The organism is Streptococcus sp. 2020WUSS089, assembly GCF_044427405.1.
Taxonomy (GTDB): domain Bacteria; phylum Bacillota; class Bacilli; order Lactobacillales; family Streptococcaceae; genus Streptococcus; species Streptococcus hashimotonensis.
Genome location: NZ_JAOTGD010000005.1, coordinates 1 through 23,447, shown reverse-complemented (window position 1 = coordinate 23,447; position 23,447 = coordinate 1). Strand labels below are relative to the sequence as shown.

The following is a 23,447-nucleotide window of genomic DNA, read 5'->3' as shown; positions in this document are numbered from 1 at the left end:
TTACAAACAATCTAAACCAAGTTCAGATTCAACGAACGTTCTTGTTTTCTTTTGTTTTCTCGTTGTTTTCACTCATTTTTCAAACGAACGTTCAGAATTAGTCTTGAATTTTGCATTTCTTAGCTGTATAATGATTGTAGAAGATTATTACAAAAAGAAAATGGAGGATTCTTATGAATTTTCGTTTCAGTAAGTGTGCCGTAGCACTCACACTAGCTCTCTTAGCTGCAAGCAATCCAAAATTAGCTCAAGCCGAAGAGATTCTCAACACAACTCCAGCTTCTTCAACAGAAGCAAGTCAGGCTGTACCAGTTGAAACTGACACCACAGAGAAAGCTGATAGTACAGAATCTCCTGCTCCTGCCACTACCGAAGCTGAAAATCCAAGCTCTTCCGAGACAGCTGAAACTAGTGATCCTACGAGCGAGACAACTGACACAACTGCTTCAGAAGCACGCACGGTCACTCCTGCTGCAACTGAAACTAGCCAGCCTGTTGAAGGACAAACTGTTGATGTTCGCATTCTCGCAACAACTGACCTCCATACGAACTTGGTCAACTATGACTATTACCAAGATAAACCAGTGGAAACGCTGGGTCTGGCAAAAACAGCTGTTCTTATCGAAGAGGCAAAAAAAGAAAATCCAAATGTTGTATTGGTAGATAATGGAGACACCATTCAAGGTACTCCTCTTGGAAATTACAAGTCTATCGTTGATCCTATTGAAGAAGGCGAACAACATCCTATGTACGCCGCCTTAGAGACTCTGGGATTTGATGTCGGTACACTTGGCAACCACGAATTTAACTACGGCCTTGCCTACCTCGAAAAAGTAATTCGTACAGCCAACATGCCTCTAGTCAATGCCAATGTCCTCGATCCGACTACGAAAGACTTTCTCTATACCCCTTATACCATTGTGAAAAAGACATTCACAGACACCGAGGGTAAAAATGTTACACTAAATGTCGGTGTTACAGGAATTGTTCCCCCTCAAATTCTCAACTGGGACAAAGCTTATCTAGAAGGAAAAGTGATTGTCCGTGATGCAGTTGAAGCCGTTCGCGATATTATCCCAACCATGCGAGAAAATGGCGCAGACATCGTTCTGGTCCTTTCCCACTCAGGTATCGGCGATGACCAATATGAAGTCGGCGAGGAAAATGTCGGTTACCAAATCGCCAGCCTGTCAGGAGTTGATGCGGTCATCACAGGTCACTCCCACGCAGAATTCCCAGGAACTGCCGAAAAACCAAGCTTCTACGCTAAATATTCTGGCGTGGATGATACAAATGGTAAAATCAACGGTACTCCTGTCACCATGGCGGGTAAATACGGTGATCACCTCGGCGTCATCGACCTCAATCTGGTCTTTAAAGATGGCAAATGGACAACTACTTCTAGCAAAGCAGCTATTCGTAAAATTGATACAAAATCATCTGTAGCAGATGGTCGCATCATCGACCTTGCTAAAGAAGCCCATAACGAAACCATCAACTATGTGCGCCAACAAGTCGGTGAAACAACTGCTCCAATCAACAGCTTCTTTGCCCTTGTTCAAGATGATCCTTCTGTACAGATTGTTAACAATGCACAAATTTGGTATGCAAAACAACAGTTGGCGGGTACTTCAGAAGCTAATCTACCAATCCTATCTGCGGCTGCACCATTTAAGGCTGGTACTCGAGGCGATGCTTCAGCCTATACAGATATTCCTGCCGGCCCAATCGCCATCAAGAACGTAGCAGACCTTTACCTCTACGACAACGTTGTAGCCATCTTGAAAGTCAACGGTGCCCAACTCAAAGAATGGTTGGAAATGTCCGCAGGGCAATTCAACCAGGTTGACCCAAGCTCAACAGAACCACAAAACCTAGTCAACACAGATTTCCGCACTTACAATTTTGACGTTATTGACGGAGTAACTTATCAGTACGATATTACGCAACCAAATAAATACGATCGTAATGGTAAGGTAGTCAACGAAACTGCCAGCAGAGTTCGGAATCTGCAATACAATGGGCAAGATGTGACGGCTGATCAAGAATTCATCGTCGTGACCAACAACTACCGTGCAAACGGTACTTTCCCTGGGGTCCGCGAAGCTTCTGTCAACTACTTGCTCAACCTGGAAAACCGCCAAGCCATCATCAATTATATTATCGCTGAGAAAGTTATCAACCCTACAGCAGACAATAACTGGACCTTTACAGATAGCATCAAGGGACTCGACCTCCGCTTCTTGACAGCAGATCGTGCGAAAGCTCTAGTTGCTGACCAAGAAGGTATTGTCTACCTACAGGCTTCAACTGCCAGCGAAGGGTTCGGTGAGTTCAAATTCGTCTATACTGAACCTAAAGTAGTGACTCCAGATGAACAGCAGTCAGATCAAGGTAACACAGGTCAAGATATTGTACTCGAATCTGGTCAACGAATTACTCTTCCAGCGGTAAATCCACCAGCTCCTGCTCCACAACATAAATTGGCTAGTCCACATTCACAAGCGAGCACCAAGACACTCCCTGCAACAGGAGAAGCTACCTCTATGCTTAGTCTGCTTGGTCTCACTTTGATTGGTTTTGTCGGCGCATGGACTAAGAAAAAAGAACATTAAAATAATCAGCAAGAGTTTGGGAGCCCAAACTCTTCTGTTTTATAAAGGAGAAATTATGTTCCAAAACATTCCACGCCTTACTAGCGCAACCTTATGCCTACGCCTCATCCGAGAAAACGATTTGGAAGACCTCTGGGAAATCTATTCCAACCCCATTCACTTTCAGATGACACCCAACACCTCCACACAAAATAAAGAAACTCTCCGCAAGCGCATCGGTCATTTCCAAAGAGATTTTGACAAGAAAAAACGTCTGTTTCTAGGAGTAGAATGCGGGAGGAAATTGATTGGCATTTTGGAAGTTTTTAACCACAAGAAACGGTCTGCGTCGGTGACCATTGGTTATCGGATTCACCATGCCTTCTGGAATCAAGGTCTAGCTAGCCAAGCAGTTAGCCTGCTCTGCCATTACTTGACAGAAGAATGCCAAATAAAAGAAATCGTCGCCCTCGTCCTACCCGAAAACCAAGCCTCACAAAAGGTACTGATAAAGAATAGCTTCCAACAAATCGGGCGAGTTGAGGAAGACTGGAAGGGATTGGGACAAGTTAACCTTTTAAGGTTTGAACGAAGACAGTAAAAAAAACAGGGCAATAATCAAGAGCTTGTTTTTTCAAGCTCTTTTTTACCCTCATATACTCTCTAGATGAATTAATCAAAGCATATAAAAATAGCTCGAAGACGTACTCGAGCCGTTTTTATATTTATATCGCTACTCCCAATAAATCGGTACATAGCGGGTTTCTTTGGGACTTTTTACTGTATAGATTCCCAAATCTACCCAGTTTGATTGATTCGCTAACCGCTGTTCTACTCTAAACTCCTGACAAAGTATCGTTGTTTCCAAGCGAATGTTTCCATACTTCCTTGCAAAAACAGGGTAAGAAACGCTTTCTGAAGCAAAAATGAGATTCCCCAAAGCCGTTTTTCTAGGACGACTAAACTCCATAATTCTGCCTTCTTCTCCACCGTAAATCGAAGAAATCAGATTTTCACTCATAATGGTTTCATGATAGGTTGCTTCGAGAGAAGTACGACTATCAGACGCTTGAAAACCTCGACTAGACGTACTCGATAATTGACGAATAAAAGCCTTTCTCACTTCATGATTTTCAAACTCATAGGTCTGCTCTGTTGCTTGATTATACAAAACCAATTCCGAGATAATCTGATAGCTAGTCCCTGGAACTCTACCGAATTGATTAAGAGCAACAAAGACTATCAAGAAAAATCCAAGAGCAGCAAAAATAGGGGTACTCAATCTTTTCATGGGCAATCTCCATCACATATCTCCTCAATCTTCGCTAATTGCAACGACCATTGAGCTATGAACGAATCCATCATGATCCTGTTTGTTCGAATCGTTCGGAGCTATACATTCACTATTTGCTAACGTGTTTTCGGGACAAACTTCTTCCTTAAAACGACAGATCATTCATCTTTATCACAATTTATAGTATATCAACATGTTCTTTAAAAAACAACTAATCAAGTATGTAAATGTAAACCAAATCATGTAAAATATGACCAAATAACTGCAATCACGATGGCTGGCAGCATATTGGCCACTCGGATTTTCCTATCCCAAATGATATTGACACCGACACAGAAGATGAGGGCGGAGCCGATAAAGGAGAGATTGGCAAGGGCCTGATCCGTCATTAGAGGCTCAATCAGGCGCGCCAAAAGAGTGACTAATCCTTGAAAAATCAAAACCGGTACTGCCGAAAATCCTGCCCCCTTGCCCAAGCTGGCCGTCATGATAAAGATGATGATAAAATCCAGAATACTCTTAATGGCGAGGAGGGTATAATCTCCCGTTAAGCCGTCTTGGATAGAGCCGATAATGGCCATGGCACCGATACAAACAGTAAGGGATGCTGTTAGAAAAGCATCTAAAAACTGTGAAGCTTGACCGTTTCCTGACTTTTCTCGGAGCCAGATCCCCAAGCGCTCAAACCAACCTTCGATATGAAGCACTTCTCCTAAGAAAGTACCGAAAGCCAGACTGATGACCAGAAGCATACTATTCTGACTTGTGATCTGACCATCTATAACTGTCAGTAACCCCTCTAAACTACCAGAAATCCCCAGAAAAAGAACAGCAACACCACTCGCCATCGTCAACCCAGACTGATGCCGTTCTTTCAGTAAATGTCCAAACCAAGACCCTAGCAAACCTGCTAGGGCAATGGCGATGGTATTGATAATCGTCCCTAAGGCAAACATATACTACCTCAACAATTCCGTCGCGTAGCTAATGGCAGAAAGGGCGTAGAGTGGAGCCGTCTCCGCTCGTAAGATACGTGGACCAAGACCTGTCTTGACCGCTCCTGCTCCTTCAAATGCAGCGACTTCCTCAGGCGACACGCCACCTTCTGGACCGACGATGACAAGGACTGATTGGCCAGCTTCTAAGCCAGACAAGATTTTCACTAGATTGGCTTGCTCGCCCTCTTTGGCGGCCTCTTCGTAGGCTAAGATAATCTGGTCAAATCCTGTCAGCTGAGCTAGGAAATCTGATTTTTTCTCAAATAATCGAACAGCTGGAATGCGATTGCGTTTGCTTTGTTCGGCTGCGCCTTGGGCGATTTTTTCTAACTTTTCTGCTTTTTTTGCCAGTTTTTTACCGTCCCATTTGACCACAGACCAATCCGCTGGGAAGGCCCAGAGGGATGCCATGCCCAATTCCGTTGCCTTTTGGGCGACAAATTCGAGCTTATCTCCCTTGGGAAAGCCCATGGCGATGGTCACGGAAACGGGCAATTCAACATTGTCTGCCAGTTCTTCGATGATTTCAACAGATTGGCTCTGGCTGTCCACTACCCGTGCCAAGCGTTTGATGCCGTCATCAAAGACCAGGACAATTTGGTCATCTGCCTGCAAGCGCATGACAGAAAACATGTGCTTGGCAGTGTCCTTATCCTTAATCTGAAAAATGCCCTGCGGTGCTCTGCCATTGACAAAATACTGCTGCATCCTAGCCTCCAATCACACCTGAGCGGTCAGCTGTTTTCTTGAAGACGCAGCAATTCCACTCGCCCTGAATCATGTGGGTCTCAAGGAAGAAGCCAGCCGCCTCCGCAGATGCTCGTACCATGTCCCACTTGTCCGCGATGATGCCGCTCATAATCAAGTAACCCTCGTCCTTGACCAGACGGTAGGCATCCTCGGTCAGATGAATGAGAATATCCGCCAAGATGTTGGCAACGATGACTTCTGCTTCAATGTCAGCGCCACGAAGCAGGTCGCCTGCCGCGACATGGATATTGCTGGTGTGGGTATTGAGGTCAATGTTTTCCTGGGCCACACGCACCGCCACTTCATCCAAGTCATAGGCAAAAATCTCCTTAGCACCCAAGAGGGAGCTGGCAATAGAGAGTACACCTGAGCCTGTGCCGACGTCAATGACCGTTTCGCCACCACGCAGGACCTGAGAAAGAGCATAGAGGCTCATCTTGGTCGTCGGGTGGGTGCCCGTACCGAAAGCCATGCCTGGATCCAGACGGATAATCTTCTCACCAGCAGTCGCCTCATAGTCCGTCCAAGACGGTACAATGGTCAAATCGTGGGTAATACGAGCTGGCTCATAGTATTTCTTCCAATTGTCCGCCCAGTCTTCCTCTGCCAATTCCTGACTTTCTAAGCTAATCTGACCTGTCTCCAAGCCAAAGCCTGTCAAATCCGCCAAGCGAGTGGCCAAATCTGCCTTGATTTTCTCAATATCCAAAGTGTCAGGATAGTAGGCCGTAATCGCAATCATGTCTGACTGCTCCACCTCGGGATAGAGTTCACCGAAACGGTCCTCCTGCCCCACATAGTCAGCTGAGTCGCTAATTGCCACCCCCTGACTGCCCGTTTCAATCATCAGATTTGAAACTGCTTCTTCTGCATCACGATGCACGTGAATGGTTAATTCTTGCCATGAGTTCATGTTTCTTGTTCCTTTTCTTTTCTATGCGTCAATCACTGTATTATTGTACCGATTTCTAGCCTTTTTTACAAGTTAATGTTACGCAATGGAGCCCTAATAATACTTTTTCGAAAATTTTCTAATCGCACTGCGAATAAACATGTGTAGGAAAGTTTGAGACGGTGGTTCCAAGTTTCTGAACGGAGGTGATGCCCATGGAAGTGGACAGCAAATCTGCTAGAAAGGCTAGCCCATGCCAGATGGTAAGTTAACTTACTCATCTGGCAACGACAAATCCTATAAGATTTGTCTAGGGCACGCACGCACTAGCTCGAGTTTTGAAAAATATCGTTTCAAAACTCTCACGTCGGAGATCTCTGGATTTATATTTATCAAGTCTACTTGTTGAAATGCTGAGCTTGATAATCGTCATCATTTTAGCTATTCGAGATAAAAAATAACCGTCAGCAAACTTTGACACAGTTCTGACGGTTATTTAATCTAACGAACTGAACCACCGTTTAGCGGTCCTACTGGGCGTTGAGTTCCAGCTCAACGCCTTTTCTATTTTTATAATAGCAAAAGTTTCGCCTGCAGTCAAGCAAGAGAGGAAACGGAATGTCAAATAGAATCTATTACCCTCAATTCTATACCTACTGCACCATATTGTTCTAACTGTTCTCGCGAATAGTAAACTTCCATATCTTCTGGTTTCGCCTCTCTGATACTGCTTTGCGTATACCCACAAGATAATAAATCCAGTTCTTTGTATAACTGAGCAAAATTATCAAATATGTGAAGATCTAATACTTGCACCTCGATCGTTTGCGTCTGATTCTCTGTACAATAAAAACGGATGCGATCTCCAATTTGTATATGCTTGCGCTTCTCATCGTAAAGTCGTAGCTCAATGGTCTTCTGACCAGACTTCATCATTTCAAACGGTTTTGGAGCCAGTAACATTTCATGAACCATCTCAATACCTCGGATATGGGTAGAACTCCCCTTCCACCAAGGCTGCTCTGCCTTTTTCAAAAGCCTCACCGTCCCAAGCAATCGCGAACTCTTGGGCTTCTGGGTCCGCCAAAAAGTCCATGAGGTCATCTAAACCTTGGTCGGCGGTGTCCTTGAGAAAACCTGCGAAGTAGGTCAGAAACTCTGCTGAAAAGCCCTTCTTGGCGTCAAATGGCAGAGCGACCAGGTAGTCTTCCGCATCAAAGCGGGACTTGTCCTGGTTGTAGAAAAGGACATACTCCTCTAGGAAAATATCCTCCGCAGAAGCATTGCCTTCGTCGTCCACTGTTTCAACCCCAGCCGCGTTCTGTGCTTCCAAGATAAAAGCCAACTCAACTGCGTGGTTTTTCTTGTCCCAGTTAAGCTCGTAATCGTAAGTAAAATGTTTGTCCAGTGCCGCTTCCAGCACATCTAAAAAGCCATGTTTTGCCATATCAGACCCCTTTCGATTTTATGTTATAATAAGTGTACCATATTCAGCTAACAAAAGAAACGAAAGGAAGCCTATGCCAGCCAATCTCGCCCTTCGTATGCGGCCAAAATCCATTGATGACGTCATCGGTCAGGAACACCTGGTCGGTCCTGGAAAGATTATCCGTCGCATGATTGATGCCAATATGCTGTCGTCCATGATTCTCTACGGTCCGCCAGGGATTGGCAAAACCTCGATTGCGTCCGCCATTGCTGGTACGACCAAGTACGCCTTTCGAACCTTTAATGCCACGACGGACAACCAAAAACGCCTGCAGGAAATCGCTGAAGAGGCCAAGTTTTCTGGCGGTCTGGTCCTCATGCTCGATGAAATCCACCGTCTCAACAAGACCAAGCAAGACTTCCTGCTTCCTCTTTTGGAAAATGGCAATATCATCATGATTGGGGCAACGACGGAAAATCCCTTCTTCTCAATTCTGCCCGCCATTCGTAGTCGGGTGCAGATTTTTGAATTGCATCCTTTGCAAACCAGCCACATCCGACAGGCCTTGGAACTGGCTCTGACAGACAGTGAACGTGGTTTTGACTTCCCCATTACCATTGAGCCTGAGGCTCTGGATTTCCTAGCCAACGCCACCAACGGTGACCTACGTGCTGCTTACAATTCGCTAGAATTAGCTGTACTTTCGACCAAGGAAAGTGATGACGGTAGCCGCCACATTGATCTGGACGCCGTGGAAAATAGCCTACAAAAATCCTACATCAGTATGGACAAGAACGGCGATGCCCACTACGATATCCTCTCCGCCCTACAAAAATCCATTCGGGGTAGCGATGTCAATGCCAGCCTCCACTACGCCGCTCGTTTGATTGAGGCCGAAGACCTGCCTAGTCTGGCTCGTCGCTTGACGGTCATTGCCTACGAAGACATCGGCTTGGCCAATCCAGAAGCACAAATCCATACGGTGACCGCCCTTGAAGCTGCCCAGAAAATCGGCTTTCCAGAGGCACGGATTTTGATTGCCAATGTGGTCATTGATTTGGCCCTTTCTCCCAAGTCCAATTCTGCCTATCTGGCTATGGATGCAGCTCTGGCTGATTTGCGGAAAAACGGTCATCTGCCTATTCCAAATCACCTGCGGGACGGCCATTATGCTGGTAGTAAGGAGCTGGGAAATGCTATTGGCTACCAGTATCCGCATGCCTATCCTGAAAAATGGGTGGACCAGCAATACCTGCCCGATAAGTTACTTCATGCGGACTACTTTACCGCCAACGACACCGGTAAATACGAGCGTGCCTTGGGTATGACCCAAGAAAAGATAAAAAATTTGAAAAAAAATAGACGCCAAAATCCTTGATAGAACTGGTTTTTTGGTACACACCCTTTGACACCGCTTACATTTTTGCTGTTTTTCTCTTGATTTTTCAAAAAAAAGTGGTATTATTAAATCATAAATAAGAACTGCTGTGGTATACGAATTCATACCTATGTGTTGACCGACTATTTTTGTATTACTAGGGAGACAAAGATCCTCTGACAGTATGCAAGCTGGCACACCCAGAAGCAACTAAGTTAGAAACGCGTCACCCACCTGCTTTTAGCGTGCGGGATCAATACAATCCATGGATAACCGGTACCAATACAGCATTTTTATTTTTTACCTTCCTTAGCTCAGCTGGCAGAGCAGCGGACTCTTAATCCGTGGGTCGTAGGTTCGATCCCTACAGGGAGGATTGGTTGATATGAGGAAAGTCTTGTTTTATCAAGGCTTTTTCTCGTTTTTTGAGTGAATTTGGTCAAAAGTTGGTCAAAAAGAACCCTTTCACATTGTGAAGGGCTATTTTTTTAACTTATCCCACAGGACAACTCGTTTTTCCTGCAATGATTTCTGTACATCGATGATGCGTTGATTCGATGAGCCTCGAAATTGCAGCATAAGATTGCGCTTGGTACGGTCATAGCGACCGTCAACTAGAATATCTAAATAGGATAGCAACTCTAACTTATCCGGAGTTTCTAACATCATTTCTTCCCATGTGTAGCCTGTCCAAGACCAAATGTCCTTTTCTGGCAGTTCTTTCCGAATTCGCTTTACGAGTGGGAGTACCGTGCCTGTGTTCAGAAAAGGCTCACCACCCAAGAGGGTTAGGCCCTGCACATAGGGCTGGCCCAAGTCTGCTAAAATGCGGTCTTCAAGCTCCTTGGTATAGGGAATCCCTGCTTTAAAAGACCAGGTTGCAACATTGTAGCAGCCCTCGCAGTGAAACAGACAGCCACTAACATATAGAGAGCAACGGACTCCTTCTCCATCCACAAAGTTAAAGGCTTTGTAGTCCATTATTCGCCCTTGGCTAAGTTCCTCGCTCTTCCATTCTTGTGGTTTAGGATTATTCATTTCAAATACCTGAGCATAAGCAAATGAAATCTGATCGTTTGGATGAATTCCGTTTTACCAGTACACAGACTGTTTTTATCCATAAATGGTACTTCCAATGCTTTAGCTCGGATTGATTCCAGCAAGCTTAGTGCGGAACCAATCTCAATTCCTTTCCTGTTTTGATTCAGTAGTTTGTCACTCCCATTAATCCTCAATCCAGTATCTTTCTACCCCGTCTCGAACATCTTCCAAAACGCCACCACAAGCCACAATCGTGCGGCGACTGGCTTGATTGTCTGCCGAGCAGGTCACAAGGACCTTGGAAATATTTTTGGTTGCGGCTTCCTGCAAACCAAGTCGAAGTTGTTCCTTGGCATGGCCCTTTCCTCGCTCGGTCGGGCGAATGGAATAGCCAATATGACCGCCTTTATTGAGCAGGAAATCGTTGAGCCGTAGGCGTAGACTGAGAAAACCAAGAGATCGACCTGTTTGGTCAAATGACACATATTGAATAGAAGGAACAAAACCGTCTGGCAGATTGAGACCTGCCTCATAATCTTGGTTTCTCAAAATCCAGTCTTCAAAGTCCACATCTTTGGAGATAAAGCCCCCATCCATAGCAGAACCTGCCGCTTCAAACTCTGCCAACATATCCAAAATCGTTTCCTTATCTGCCACAGTTGGTCTTCTTAGTTCCATTCTAACCTCCATATTGTCTCTTGAAAAATTCGCTGATAATGTCAATATCCAGTCCCAGGTCCTGCACAATTTCTTCCTTGTGGAAATCATCATAATTGTCCTTGCCGCTCCAAACAAAAGAGTTGGTCACAATCTGATAGACCTTATCTGGCTCGACTGCTCTGCCATTGACCATAACCCCCTCACCGTCTGGGACTATGCCCCACATCTGAGGGTGGAGACCTATCTGTAGGTCAGAATCCCCTTTTTCTCATTACCATCCCGAATATCCGCAATCAGTTGTGCCTTCTTTGGAAAATTCTCCATGTAGGAATGCATATCATTGGTATGGAGAATACTAATATCTGTATAGTCCATACTATTTTTTCTTATTTTTTGCTTGTTTGAGCAATTCCTGCACACGCGCTTTTTTATCCTGCTTCACATTAGAATTCTTCTCATGATAGCGTGCCACCAAGGCCTTGCCCTTATCGTCTAGTTGGTATTTTCCCATTGTTTTTTCTCCTTTTCTCTAACAATAATTCTTTGAATATATATTCCATCCAATTATATCCCACTATGGTAATAGAATAATAAATCGGAACAATTGTTAATGTTACTTCGTTCAATGTTGCTATATATGAAAGCAAAGCCAATACAAACATTAACACACAAAAGCAAAATATACCAAATCTTAGTACAAGTACAGGAAACATCGCACCTTTAGTACTCAAAAACTTAGAAAAAATATACAAGGTAAAATAAGTTAGCAATACCCACTTTAGTTCATCTAACATATCTATTAAGAAAAATAAAAGACCTTCGAAGTATAACAACAATTCGTTAATGTATACAATTTTTCTAATTTTATCATCCGATTTACAAGTATAGAAAATGATAACTGATAACAATATCGGCCAAACAATTGTTTTTATTATGGAGCGATATTTATAATAAAACCTTTCGGTTTTATTCATTAATGCATCATATTTCTTTATATGCCTTCTCTTTCTTAAGCCATACCTAAATTTTGTATGTTTCAATATTTCCTCCTAAAGCTAAATAATTAGTATCATCAATTTACTCAATAAAAATTTAACAACGACCTACCTAAGAGAAAAATTTTTGAATATTCCTGCTATAAGCTCGACCCATTCATGTGTTTCACACGCGCCGAAATTTCCTTGTGACGGCCTTTTACCATCGGACGGGCCTGTGGATTGCCTAGATACCCACAAGTTCGTTTAACAACATCTACCAATTTAGGATCACTATTTCCGCAACTTGGACACTTGAAACCACGCTCCGTAGGCTCAAAATCGCCCTCAAAATCGCAAGCGTAACAATGGTCAATCGGAGTATTGGTCCCCAAGTAACCTACACGGTCATAGGCATAGTCCCAAACTGCTTCCAAGGCCTTTGGATTTTGTTGCAGCACAGGGTATTCACAGTAATGGATAAATCCACCACTAGCACCTACAGCAGGATAAATTTTCTCAAAGTCCAATTTTTCAAACGGTGTTGGATTTTTGCGTACATCATAATGGAAACTGTTAGTGTAATATTCTTTATCCGTAATGTCCTTTACGATGCCAAATTTCTCTGTATCCATACGGCAGAAACGGTCTGTCAGGCTTTCAGATGGTGTCGAATATACTGAGAAATGATAACCATATTCATCCGACCAGTCTTCAACCAAGTTTTTCATTTTCTTGATAATATCCACCGTGAAATCTTTTGCCTCTGGGTTGGTCTCCCATTGACCACCGTAAAATACTGTTGCGACTTCATACAAACCAATGTAGCCCAAAGATACGGTTGCTCGACGATTTTTAAAGACTTCATCTACAGCGTCTGTCTTAGCCAAGCGTTTTCCGAAGGCCCCATATTGATAGAGAATTGGAGCATTGGCCGGGGTTGCTTCCTTTACTCGTTCCACACGATAGACCAGAGCATCCTTGGCAATGGCCATGCGTTCTGCAAAGATTTCCCAGAACTTATCCTTATCTCCAGCAGACTCCATGGCAATCCGTGGCAAATTGACGGTTACGACACCGAGGTTCATACGACCAGATGTCACATCTTGGCCATTTTCATCCTTCCAACCTTGAAGGAAAGAACGACAGCCCATTGGCACCTTGAAGGAACCTGTCAACTCAACAATCTTGTCATAAGAAAGCATATCTGGATACATACGCTTGGTAGCACATTCAATCGCTAATTGCTTGATGTCATAGTTTGGAGAATCTGGCTCCAAGTTCAAGCCACGCTTAACTGTGAAAATCAACTTAGGAAAGATAGCTGTCCGACCCTCTCGCCCTAGACCCTTGATACGAATGTTCAAAATCGCTTTTTGAATTTCTCTCTCAAACCACGATGTCCCTAACCCAAAACCGAGTGAGGTAAAGGGTGTTTGTCCATTGGAAGTAAAAAGGGTATTGATTTCATACTCCAAAGACTGCATAGCGTCATAGATGTCTTTTTGCGTTTTAGCACGCGCATATTCTTCTTGCTTGTCTGCTAACACCCAATCCTTGGCATCTTTCAAATGCTTTTGGTAATTGAGTTCCGCATAGGGCGCCAAAACTTCATCGATACGGTCAGCTGAGCAACCACCATATTGACTTGAGGCCACATTAGCAATGATTTGTGAAATCTGAGCCGTAGCTGTTTGGATAGACTTCGGACTTTCTACATCCGCATTTCCTATCTTGAAGCCCTGTGCCAACATCCCTTTAAAATCAATCAAACAACAGTTGGTCATTGGTGTATAAGGGCTGTAATCCAAATCATGGTAATGAATATCGCCTTTTTGATGGGCATTGGCCACATGAGCTGGCAATAATTTGAGACCGATAGACTTGCCGACAATACCTGCTGTCAGGTCCCGTTGAGTATTGAACACATCCGCGTCCTTATTGGCATTTTCATTGACCACAGACTGGTCCTTGCTCAACAGCTTATGAATTTCAAAATTAATATCGGTAGCCTGATGACGGCGAAAATCACGGCGTGTTCGGTATTGAATATAAAGCTCCGCCAAATCATACAAATGAGCCTTTAACAATTCTTGCTCAACAACCGTTTGAATTTCGTAAATTTGAACATCTTTTTCAAATCGGCGACCAATTTCAGCCAAAACAGCTTCTAATACAATTTTTAAACCTGCCTCTGAAACAGGATGTTCTAATTCTTGGTTTGCCCGCCGAAGAGCAGAAAAAATCTTATCCTGGTCAAAGGATACTGTCCGTCCATCACGTTTCAAAACCAATAATTCTATACTCGGTAAGACATTTTCTTGCACATTCATCTGACAAACCTCCAAAATTCTTCACTTCTATTAGTGTAGCACTTCACAAAACAAAAATCAATATCTTGTGTAAAAAAATATTAAACAACCTATCCATGCACTATATATAGGTCTTAAAAATTCTATCAATTGAAAAACAACTGTGCCCAATTTCACCATTTGACAAGGATGAATTACTAGATTGAAATATGAAAACAGATTGGGCAAAGGTCTAACTTCTCTATCAGAAAACCTAAAAAACAGCCCTCTAACAGGGCTGGCTCTATGTATTGAAATAGGCTAGGGCGGGTCACCACATGCCTCTTTAAAATTGAGGATTTGAATAAGAGGCGAAAAATTCTCTAGTTCGTTTTTCTTTAGGATGATGGAAAAGCTCCTCAGGTGTCCCCTGCTCCAGGATACGGCCGTTTTCTAGAAATAATACCTTATCCACCACTTGGTAAATGAAATTCATGTCATGACTAACTAAAATCATCGTTTGTCCTGTCTTAGCCGCATCGGCAATGGAACGTTCTACTTCTCCAACCAACTCTGGATCAAGCGCCGAGGTCGGCTCATCTAGTAGCAAAATGTCTGGTTGCATGGCAAGAGCGCGTGCAAGAGCCACACGTTGCTTTTGACCACCTGACAGATGTCTTGGATAATGGTTCTCACGTTCTGACAGACCGACCTTTCTCAATTCTTCTTTGGCAAGGGCAGTTGCAGAGGCATCATCCATCCGCTTGACAATTTTAAGCCCTTCCTTGACGTTATCAAGAGCTGTCTTTCGTTCAAACAGATTAAACTGCTGAAAGACCATAGCCAGTTTGCGGCGTAAGGTCAATATCTCCTCTTTTGAAATATTGGTAAAATCAACTATAAAACCATCAATTTCGATACTCCCCGCATCTGCCTGCTCCAGATAGTTCAGACTACGCAAAATTGTTGATTTTCCTGCTCCAGATGGTCCAACAAGGGCAATAACCTGACCTTTTTCAATGTCCATATCTATTCCATCTAGTACTTTTTGTCCTGAAAATTCCTTGACTAAATTGCGAATTTTAATCATTAGCGATCACCTCCAACTCCAGAAATATCTACTGATTCAGGGGCCTGAATAGCCATTTTATTTTCAAGGAAACGGCCGAAAGACTCAATCAGAACAGAGAGCGCCCAGTAGACCAAAGAGACAGAAATGTACCGCTCAAAGTAGCGATAGTCTGCCCCACCTTGAATCTGTGCCTGTGCATAGACCTCAACGATGCCCGCACTGAAGGCTAGGGAAGTTCCTTTAGTCAGACCAATCAAGGTGTTAATCAACGACGGAGTTGCAATCACAGCCGCATTAGGAATGATGATCCGACGATAAACCTGGCCAGAAGTCATACCTAAGGAACGAGCTGCCTCAATCTCCCCTGGACCAACAGCCTGAATCGCAGCACGAATAGACTCACTCATATAGGCTGCCTCATTAAATGCAAAGGCTGTAATCGCAAAGACAGCTGCAGGAATAGCATTGATATTCCAATCAAGACCATATTCCTGATTAAGCCCTCTGAGAACCAATGGAATTCCATAGTAGGTCAACATCAGCTGCACCAAAATAGGAGTGCCTCGCAAAAAACTAACAAAAACTGCCTGAACGGGATATAAGAATCGCACACGATTAATCTTTACAATCGCAAAAACCAAGCCCAATATCAAACCAAAAAAAGCACCAGCGAGCGTCAAGCCAATCGTAATCGGTAAACGTTCAATAATGGATGGTAGGGCATCAAAAACAGCCCTAATACTAAATAGCTTACCATCCGGTAACCACTCTAAAAAACCTTGATACCATGCCGGTCCTGTTATTCCTAATACACCAATCATACTCTTCTCCAAACATTTAAAAATGACAGATTTTCTGCCGTATACTCTATTTTATCATGTAACCACCCACATCAACCTTATATATATTTTATGGCTGTGATAAGTAATCTTAATGATTATAAAAAGACAATGAAAAAGAAACAGCCCACCTGGACTGCTCCCTCCTGTCACAATACTATCGACTCCTATTCATTAGGAACAGCTAGTTCCTCCGCCGTTGGAGCATAGTCTTTTCCGAAGAATTGCTCTGTCAATTTTGCAATAGTCCCATCTTCGTTCAAAGCCTTGATACGGTCGTTGACAAAGCTTTGTAGAGCCGTATTGTCCGAAGAAAATACATAGTAAATAAACGGTTTTTCTGCTGCTTCAAGCTCGATTGTTTTAAGATTTGTCAAATTTTGATCTGCAATAATAGCATTAACCGTAGGGGCATCAAAAATTTTAAAATCATACTTGCCATCATTTATATTGGTCAAAATCTGTGTGATATTTTCACCAGTATAGTTGATGTCGACTGGTTTATCCGTATGCTGAGTATTGTATTCCTCTAGCTGAGCAGCTGTTGTTGTTCCTGTAACTACCTGTGTAGAATGACCACCAATATCATTATAAGACTGAATATCCGTATCTTTTGGCACAGCTAAAACAGACGGTGTAGAGGCCGTTGGATAAGAATAGAGGTATTTTTCACCACGCTCTTTTGTATAGGAAGTATTATTCCCTAACAAATCAAAGCGTCCCGAATCCAAGCCAGGGAATTGACCGCTACCATCTGTTGTTTCAAAGGTCAATTCATACTGGTCAGAACCATCAAAGATAGCTCGAGCCAATTCAATATCAAACCCTGTCAACTCTCCATTCTCATCTCGATAAGAAAAAGGTTTGGTAGTCCCAACAGTTCCCATTACGATGGTTTCTTTTTTATCCGCTTCTGAAGAGCTAGTGTTTGATGAGTTTGAGGTAGACGAGCAAGCTGCCAAAGCAACTGTCGCAAGAGCTGTAATACCAGCTAGTGATAGAATAGTTCTTAATTTCATAGTAATTCTCCTTTTGTATAAGCAAGTCAGACCTACAAGGTCTGCACAAAATAATCAAATAACTTCTGATTACCGCCACTTTGATCAATCAGAAGTTCCGGATGCCACTGGACACCCAGAAAACGTGTCTCATCCATTGATCGGACAGCCTCAATAATACCATCATCCACAGAATGCGCAATCGCTTCTAGCCCCTGACCCAGATTCTCTATCGCCTGGCTGTGAATCGAATTGACAGCTACTCTCTGACCAAAAATACTAGCCAGAGGCGTTGCCTCTTTACATTCCACCTGGTGAATCAGATCAAAAGGCAGGGACCGATGCCCCTCTACCGCTTGTTTGAGAGTTCCTCCACGTGCAACATTGAAAAGCTGCATCCCCCTGCAAATCCCCAAAATCGGTTTTTCCTGTCTCAAGGCTTCGTGGACCAATTTCAGTTCAAATTCGTCACGCTCCTTGAAATAGTCATCGCTTTCGATGAGTTTTTCTTGACCGTAAAACTGAGGTAATACATGTTGACCACCCGTCAGTAATAACTTATCAATCGCCGACACATAGTCAACAACATCCGTTTCCCCAGACAAGGGAATATAAAAAGGAAGGCCCCCCGCTCGCTTGATTCCATCTGCAAAGTTACGAGACACCGATAAATTCATAATCGGAATCCCCTCTGCGACAGGCTTTTCATTACTGGTGATACCAATAATCGGTTTCCCCATCCTGCCCTCCTTTCGTAATGTATAGACACTATCTTATCATGCCCTCTCTTTTTTGTATATTTTAAATTATTTATAGCCAGCCATAAAAAATATTTATGGACCAAAAAAAGAGCCTATTCTGACTCTTGTTTTCTAGTCCATAAAAAGTACAGGTTAATAGCACAGGCCACTAAAATCACAGCAGGCCAAAGTAAATTTAACAAAGGAAGTTTACCGACATTATAGGCAATATAGAGAGTATTCCACACTACCCCCAAACTATAGACAATCGTCAAAATAATTTTCATAAGACACTCCAATTAAATGATAGTGCTATTATACTACAAACGACCGTTGATGTCCTTAATCTGCCGCTCCATTTTCCGATAGTTTAGGAAAAAGAGAGAAGCATAGACCAAGACAAATATAAACCAGAAGAGGTAGATAAGTTCCTTGACCGACAATAGTAGAGGTTATGAGAGAAATAATGGTTCCGAGAACAACACCTAAACTGACTAAACGGCAAAAAAGCCAGAACAGCTGTCCTGACTTTCAATGTCTTATAATTTTTTCTTCAATTCTGCCACCCTCATCATGACTTCCATTGGGGTCATATTGTAGATGTCTAGTTTCTCCAGTTCATCGAGGACTGGGTGAGAAGGCGTGTCTGCGAAGAGGTCAAGTTGACCTGACGGTTCTTCCACAACTGACGGAGCTGGGTTAGCTGGTGCAGTAGGGGCTTGGTTTTCAAGCGTCTGCAAAATCCTATCCGCCCGCTCCAATAGCTCCTCTGGCATTCCCGCAATCTTAGCCACATGAATCCCGTAGGACTTGTCAGCTGGACCTTGGGCAATCTTGTGGAGGAAGGTGACTTGTCCGTCCTTCTCCAAGGTCGATACATGGACATTCTCTAAGTGTTCCAAGGTCTGACTAAGGTCTGTCAACTCATGGTAGTGGGTGGCAAAGAGGGTCTTGGCTCCAATCTTGTCGTGGATGTACTCGATGATAGACTGGGCCAGAGCCATACCGTCATAGGTGGCCGTTCCACGTCCAAGTTCGTCAAAGAGGATGAGCGAACGATCTGTCGCCAGACGGACCGCCTTATTGGCCTCCATCATTTCGACCATGAAGGTTGATTGACCGCTGACCAAGTCGTCTGCCGCTCCAATTCGGGTGAAAATAGCATCGAAAATCGGCAATGCAGCCTGATCCGCAGGCACATAGGAACCCATCTGCGCCATGATGACGATAACCGCCAACTGCCGCATATAGGTAGACTTACCACTCATGTTTGGACCAGTAATCAGTTGCATATGCGTATCCGTATCCAAATGAATGGAGTTGGGAATGTAAGTCTGCTTGCCCATGACCTTCTCCACCACCGCATGACGACCACGGTCAATGGTCAATTCTCTTTGATCTGTAAAGCGTGGACAAACCAAATGTTGCTGCTCCGCCACAACTGCAAAGGCCTGCAAAACATCGATGGTTGCAATGGTCCGAGCCAACTTCTGCAAGCGACCGATATACTTCTCAACCTCGTGGCGAATCCGCATGAAAATCTCGTACTCTAGGTTAGCCGACTTATCACGCGCCTCCAACATCTGCCCTTCGATCTTAGCCAACTCTTCCGTTCCATAGCGCTCCGAGTTTTTCAAGGTCGCCTTACGGAAGAAATGACTAGGCACATTGCCTAGATTAGAATTGGTCACATGGAAATAGTAACCGTCTTTTTTATTGTAATCAATCTTAAGATTGTTGATACCAGACGCTTCACGCTCCTTGGCCTCAATCTCCGCAATCCAACCCGCTCCCTCACGCATGACCAGACGGTACTGATCCAGCGTTTCGTCAAAGCCCGTACGGATGATATTTCCATCTGTGATGGTCCCTTGGGCTTCTGGGTCAATAGCAGAGCTGATGAGAGCATGCAGTTCTGGAATTGGGTCCAATCCAGCTGCCAGATTGCCTAGAGCAGGCTCATTGATTTGTTGCAAGATATTCTTAATTGCTGGGATATTTCCCAAAGTCTGGGAGAGCTGCAAGAGGTCCTTGGGCATGGTTTTTCCAAAAGACACCCGACTGGCCAAGCGTTCGATGTCATAGACACCCTTCAAAGCCTCGACCAAGTCACTCCGTTCAAAGAAGTAATCCAGAAAAACCTGAACGACAGCCTGACGATTCTCAATCCGCTCAAGGTCAATCAAGGGACGATCAATCCATGTCCGTAATAGTCGCATACCCATGGCTGTCTTGGTTTCGTCTAGCAACCAGTACAAACTACCATGCTTCTTACCTGTCCGACCGTTTTCAAGCAGGTCTAGGCTAGACTTGGTTGCATAGTCCATTTGCAGATAGTCCTTGATTTCATAATGGACCACCTTCTGCAAGTGGCTCAAGTCCCGCATCTGCGTTCTGTGTAGATAGCTGAGGAGTTTACCCGCCGCAGCCTTTTCCAAGTCTGTCAGCGAGTTGTCAATCAGCTGAACATCCTCCGTCACCTCATCCTCAAAAGACAGCAACAAGTTCATCTGATTCGAGAAAACCTGCTCCTCTTCCTCCGACAGAGCATAGCCGATGACCAATTCACGTGCCCGTAAATTGCGGATTTCACCGCAAAGACTGGTAAAATCGTCTAGACTAGTCACAAAAAACTGACCTGTTGACACATCCATATAAGAAAGTGCGAACTGCACTCCCTGACGGTCAATCGCAACCAAATAGTTACTGTCGGCTCCCATTTTGGACGAGTCTGTTACCGTACCAGGAGTAATGACCTGCACTACTTCCCGCTTGACCACGCCGACTGCCTGCTTAGGATCTTCCATCTGCTCAGCAATAGCGACCTTATGCCCCAATTCAACAAGTGTGTCGATATACTGTTGTGCCGCGTGATACGGTACCCCCGCCATAGGAATCGGATTCTCCGCATTCTTATTACGACTGGTCAGAGACAGTTCCAAAATCTGTGCCGCTTCTACCGCATCTTCATAAAATAACTCATAAAAGTCTCCCATACGGAAAAGCAAAAAAGCATCTGGATACTGTGCTTTTATATCCAGATACTGCTGCATTCCCGGAGAAATTTTTTCTGTTGCCATCATCTCTCCCTGTTCTAATTCAAATAGTAGTTAATCTCCGCTTCAACTTGCTGAGCTGCTACATCATCTCGACAAATAACTAAAAGTGTATTAGCTCCCGCCAGCGTTCCCAAAATAGTCTCTGGCTTTTCTGCATCAATGATATTGGCCATCAAGGCCGCTTCTCCCAGTTCTGAATGAAGGACCAGAATAAAACTAGCCCGATCTACTTTATACGCATATTGTGCCAATAATTGGATAAAATTCACGCGCTCTTCTTCGATAGCTAAGGAATAAAATGAACGCCCATTTTCATGAATTTTTATCACTCCCAACTCACGTAAATCACGAGACAAGGTTGTCTGGGTTACCACTACCCCTCGAGCCTCTAAACCTTGCTGAATATCCGTTTGTCGCCCTATTTTTTCTTGACGAATCATGGCCTTTATTAAATCATGTCGTCCTGCTTTATTCATCATTTTACCTCAAAATGTATATTTATAGAAATATTATAACACTTTTCCCCACTATTAGCCTAGAAATGTGTTAAAATAGAATCAATAACTTTGGAGGAAATCCTATATGAATCAAAAACAAGTGATTGCAGAAAGATTGGCTGCCATCCTTCCGAGTTTGGAAGTGGAAGCTATCTACAATCTGCTAGAAAAACCAAAATCATCAGAAATGGGCGATATTGCCTTCCCAGCCTTCTCACTTGCTAAAGTGGAACGCAAGGCTCCACAGGCTATCGCAGCGGACATCGTTGAAAAACTCGATACAACTGGCTTTGAGAACGTTGTTGCAACTGGTCCTTACGTCAACTTCTTCTTGGACAAGGCTGCTATTTCCCACCAAGTCTTGACAGATGTCATTACGCAGAAAGACCAATACGGTCAACTCAACATTGGTCAAGGACGCAATGTAACCATCGACATGTCTAGCCCAAACATTGCTAAACCATTCTCAGTTGGACATTTGCGTTCAACCGTTATCGGCGATGCCCTTGCCAATATCCACGAAAAGCTTGGCTACAACCCAATCCGTATCAACCACTTGGGTGACTGGGGTAAACAGTTCGGTATGTTGATTGTTGCCTACAAACTTTGGGGGGACAAGGCTGCGGTCGAAGCAGACCCAATTTCAGAACTCCTCAAACTCTATGTGCGTATCAACGCTGAAGCGGAAGAAAAGCCTGAGTTGGACGAAGAAGCTCGTCAATGGTTCAAAAAATTGGAAGATGGCGATCCAGAAGCTCACGAGCTATGGCAATGGTTCCGTGATGAAAGCTTGGTTGAATTCAACCGCATCTACGACAAACTCGATGTAACCTTCGACAGCTATAATGGTGAAGCTTTCTACAACGATAAGATGGACGAAGGTATCCAAATCTTAGAAGAAAAAGGACTTCTTCAAGAATCTAAAGGTGCGAGAATCGTTGACCTTGAAAGCTACAATCTTCCACCAGCCCTCATCATGAAAACAGACGGTGCAACACTTTACATCACACGTGACATGGCAACAGCTATGTACCGCAAACGCACTTACGACTTTGTGAAAAGCATCTATGTCGTTGGTCAGGAGCAAATCAACCACTTCAAACAGCTCAAGGCTGTCTTGAAAGAAATGGATTTCGACTGGAGCGACGATATGACCCACATCACCTTCGGTCTGGTTACCAAGGATAAGAAAAAACTCTCTACTCGTAAAGGAAATATTATCCTACTCGAGCCAACTCTAGATGAAGCTATTTCACGCGCCCTTACTCAAATCGAAGCTAAAAACCCTGACCTTGAAAACAAGGAAGAAGTGGCACACGCAGTTGGTGTAGGCGCTGTTAAGTTCTACGACCTCAAAACCGACCGTGACAACGGCTACGACTTCGACCTAGAAGCTATGGTTTCCTTCGAGGGCGAAACAGGTCCTTACGTACAATACGCATACGCCCGCATCCAGTCTATCCTGCGCAAAGCCAACTTTGTACCAAGCGCAGAAAATGACTACAAACTAGCTGACGCAGAAAGCTGGGAAATCATCAAGCACATCCAAAACTTCTCAAACGTTGTAGAACGTGCCGGTGACAAATTTGACCCATCTCTCATCGCTAAATATGCTATCAACCTAGCTCAAGCCTTCAACAAGTACTACGCACACACGCGTATCTTGGATGAAAGCCCAGAGCGTGACAGCCGTTTGGCTCTTGCCTACGCGACAGGACTTGTCCTCAAAGAAGCTCTACGTCTTCTCGGCGTAAAAGCACCAGAAAAAATGTAATCATGACCACCCGTCAAACGGGTGGTTTGAACAAGGGCTGTAAGCCCACATCACCAGCCAGCGCCTAAAGACGCTGGCTTTCACTTTGTTCAAGCCTCACTGCTTTTGACTCGTCACTAGCCTCTTAAAGAGGCATTCGTACTACTTGCCATTATCCCTAAAGGGAT

General features: G+C 44.0%; 24 protein-coding genes, 1 tRNA gene and 1 other RNA gene. 6 read left to right on the top strand and 20 right to left on the bottom strand.

The genetic code is table 11. From position 1 onward, the window contains the following. Positions 1-173 precede the first annotated feature (173 nt). Positions 174-2,615: a bifunctional 2',3'-cyclic-nucleotide 2'-phosphodiesterase/3'-nucleotidase gene (gene sntA / locus ODU46_RS05680; protein WP_205040702.1), complete on the top strand. Its 2,442-nt coding sequence runs from the start codon at positions 174-176 to the stop codon at positions 2,613-2,615. Between the two features lie 55 nt (positions 2,616-2,670). Beyond that, the gene (locus tag ODU46_RS05675) at positions 2,671-3,195 is read left to right on the top strand and encodes a GNAT family N-acetyltransferase (protein WP_105211639.1); all 525 of its coding nucleotides are present in this window, start codon (positions 2,671-2,673) and stop codon (positions 3,193-3,195) included. A gap of 132 nt (positions 3,196-3,327) precedes the next feature. Here ODU46_RS05675 and ODU46_RS05670 read toward each other — a convergent pair whose 3' ends face one another. From ODU46_RS05670 to ODU46_RS05645, 6 genes are all read right to left on the bottom strand, one after another. Next, entirely contained in the window at positions 3,328-3,885 is a 558-nt protein-coding gene (locus ODU46_RS05670) for a hypothetical protein (protein WP_172114888.1), read from the bottom strand. Positions 3,886-4,127: 242 nt separating this feature from the next. Then, the gene (locus ODU46_RS05665; RefSeq protein WP_398579370.1) at positions 4,128-4,844 is read right to left on the bottom strand and encodes a DUF554 domain-containing protein; all 717 of its coding nucleotides are present in this window, start codon (positions 4,842-4,844) and stop codon (positions 4,128-4,130) included. 3 nt (positions 4,845-4,847) lie between these two features. After that, complete coding sequence (locus ODU46_RS05660) at positions 4,848-5,594, bottom strand: 16S rRNA (uracil(1498)-N(3))-methyltransferase (RefSeq protein ID WP_398579369.1); 747 nt, start codon at positions 5,592-5,594, stop codon at positions 4,848-4,850. 1 nt (position 5,595) lies between these two features. After that, on the bottom strand, positions 5,596-6,549 hold the full coding sequence (gene prmA, locus ODU46_RS05655) for a 50S ribosomal protein L11 methyltransferase (RefSeq protein WP_398579368.1): 954 nt from the start codon (positions 6,547-6,549) through the stop codon (positions 5,596-5,598). A 600-nt stretch (positions 6,550-7,149) separates the two neighbouring features. Further along, a complete protein-coding gene (locus ODU46_RS05650; protein WP_014636733.1) occupies positions 7,150-7,503 on the bottom strand; it encodes an ASCH domain-containing protein in 354 nt (117 codons plus the stop codon). Position 7,504: 1 nt separating this feature from the next. Beyond that, a complete protein-coding gene (locus ODU46_RS05645) occupies positions 7,505-7,975 on the bottom strand; it encodes a DUF3013 family protein (RefSeq protein WP_398579367.1) in 471 nt (156 codons plus the stop codon). A gap of 73 nt (positions 7,976-8,048) precedes the next feature. Between ODU46_RS05645 and ODU46_RS05640 the strand changes: the two genes are divergently transcribed. The 3 genes from ODU46_RS05640 to ODU46_RS05630 all read left to right on the top strand — a co-directional run bounded on the left by ODU46_RS05640 (position 8,049) and on the right by ODU46_RS05630 (position 9,711). Then, positions 8,049-9,335 (top strand): replication-associated recombination protein A, encoded by a 1,287-nt coding sequence (locus ODU46_RS05640; RefSeq protein WP_398579366.1) that lies wholly within the window; start codon positions 8,049-8,051, stop codon positions 9,333-9,335. 101 nt (positions 9,336-9,436) lie between these two features. Beyond that, positions 9,437-9,630, top strand: a non-coding RNA gene (gene ssrS, locus ODU46_RS05635) — 6S RNA. A gap of 8 nt (positions 9,631-9,638) precedes the next feature. Beyond that, positions 9,639-9,711: transfer RNA gene (locus ODU46_RS05630), tRNA-Lys, on the top strand. Between the two features lie 104 nt (positions 9,712-9,815). Here ODU46_RS05630 and nrdG read toward each other — a convergent pair. The 14 genes from nrdG to argR form a co-directional block, all read right to left on the bottom strand. Next, the gene (gene nrdG / locus ODU46_RS05625; RefSeq protein ID WP_002939123.1) at positions 9,816-10,373 is read right to left on the bottom strand and encodes an anaerobic ribonucleoside-triphosphate reductase activating protein; all 558 of its coding nucleotides are present in this window, start codon (positions 10,371-10,373) and stop codon (positions 9,816-9,818) included. A gap of 186 nt (positions 10,374-10,559) precedes the next feature. Continuing rightward, on the bottom strand, positions 10,560-11,054 hold the full coding sequence (locus tag ODU46_RS05620) for a GNAT family N-acetyltransferase (RefSeq protein WP_105150777.1): 495 nt from the start codon (positions 11,052-11,054) through the stop codon (positions 10,560-10,562). 1 nt (position 11,055) lies between these two features. Next, positions 11,056-11,262, bottom strand: a complete 207-nt coding sequence (locus ODU46_RS05615; protein WP_105150776.1) for a 5'-nucleotidase C-terminal domain-containing protein — start codon at positions 11,260-11,262, stop codon at positions 11,056-11,058. A gap of 14 nt (positions 11,263-11,276) precedes the next feature. Then, positions 11,277-11,411 carry a hypothetical protein gene (locus ODU46_RS05610; protein ID WP_260619451.1) on the bottom strand — a complete coding sequence of 45 codons (135 nt, stop codon included), beginning with the start codon at positions 11,409-11,411 and terminating at the stop codon, positions 11,277-11,279. A gap of 1 nt (position 11,412) precedes the next feature. After that, positions 11,413-11,547, bottom strand: coding sequence for a hypothetical protein (locus tag ODU46_RS05605; protein WP_014638808.1), 135 nt, complete (start codon positions 11,545-11,547; stop codon positions 11,413-11,415). A 624-nt stretch (positions 11,548-12,171) separates the two neighbouring features. Beyond that, on the bottom strand, positions 12,172-14,343 hold the full coding sequence (gene nrdD, locus ODU46_RS05600; protein ID WP_044758467.1) for an anaerobic ribonucleoside-triphosphate reductase: 2,172 nt from the start codon (positions 14,341-14,343) through the stop codon (positions 12,172-12,174). A 304-nt stretch (positions 14,344-14,647) separates the two neighbouring features. Then, a complete protein-coding gene (locus ODU46_RS05595) occupies positions 14,648-15,391 on the bottom strand; it encodes an amino acid ABC transporter ATP-binding protein (protein ID WP_398579365.1) in 744 nt (247 codons plus the stop codon). Next, the gene (locus ODU46_RS05590) at positions 15,391-16,194 is read right to left on the bottom strand and encodes an amino acid ABC transporter permease (RefSeq protein WP_398579364.1); all 804 of its coding nucleotides are present in this window, start codon (positions 16,192-16,194) and stop codon (positions 15,391-15,393) included. Before ODU46_RS05590 ends, ODU46_RS05595 begins: the two co-directional genes overlap by 1 nt. A 185-nt stretch (positions 16,195-16,379) precedes the next feature. After that, entirely contained in the window at positions 16,380-17,231 is an 852-nt protein-coding gene (locus ODU46_RS05585) for an amino acid ABC transporter substrate-binding protein (protein ID WP_024384261.1), read from the bottom strand. Positions 17,232-17,263: 32 nt separating this feature from the next. Then, positions 17,264-17,950, bottom strand: a complete 687-nt coding sequence (locus tag ODU46_RS05580; RefSeq protein WP_014638811.1) for a gamma-glutamyl-gamma-aminobutyrate hydrolase family protein — start codon at positions 17,948-17,950, stop codon at positions 17,264-17,266. 113 nt (positions 17,951-18,063) lie between these two features. Beyond that, complete coding sequence (locus tag ODU46_RS05575; protein WP_002941962.1) at positions 18,064-18,237, bottom strand: hypothetical protein; 174 nt, start codon at positions 18,235-18,237, stop codon at positions 18,064-18,066. Between the two features lie 33 nt (positions 18,238-18,270). Then, positions 18,271-18,393: a DUF3021 family protein gene (locus ODU46_RS05570; RefSeq protein ID WP_238596606.1), complete on the bottom strand. Its 123-nt coding sequence runs from the start codon at positions 18,391-18,393 to the stop codon at positions 18,271-18,273. Between the two features lie 96 nt (positions 18,394-18,489). Then, a complete protein-coding gene (gene mutS, locus ODU46_RS05565) occupies positions 18,490-21,030 on the bottom strand; it encodes a DNA mismatch repair protein MutS (RefSeq protein ID WP_398579363.1) in 2,541 nt (846 codons plus the stop codon). A gap of 14 nt (positions 21,031-21,044) precedes the next feature. Beyond that, positions 21,045-21,485, bottom strand: a complete 441-nt coding sequence (gene argR / locus ODU46_RS05560; RefSeq protein ID WP_002937036.1) for an arginine repressor — start codon at positions 21,483-21,485, stop codon at positions 21,045-21,047. Between the two features lie 106 nt (positions 21,486-21,591). On the opposite strand from argR, the gene argS reads away from it, so the two are divergent. Continuing rightward, positions 21,592-23,280 (top strand): arginine--tRNA ligase, encoded by a 1,689-nt coding sequence (argS, locus tag ODU46_RS05555; RefSeq protein WP_205014034.1) that lies wholly within the window; start codon positions 21,592-21,594, stop codon positions 23,278-23,280. Positions 23,281-23,447: the final 167 nt, after the last annotated feature.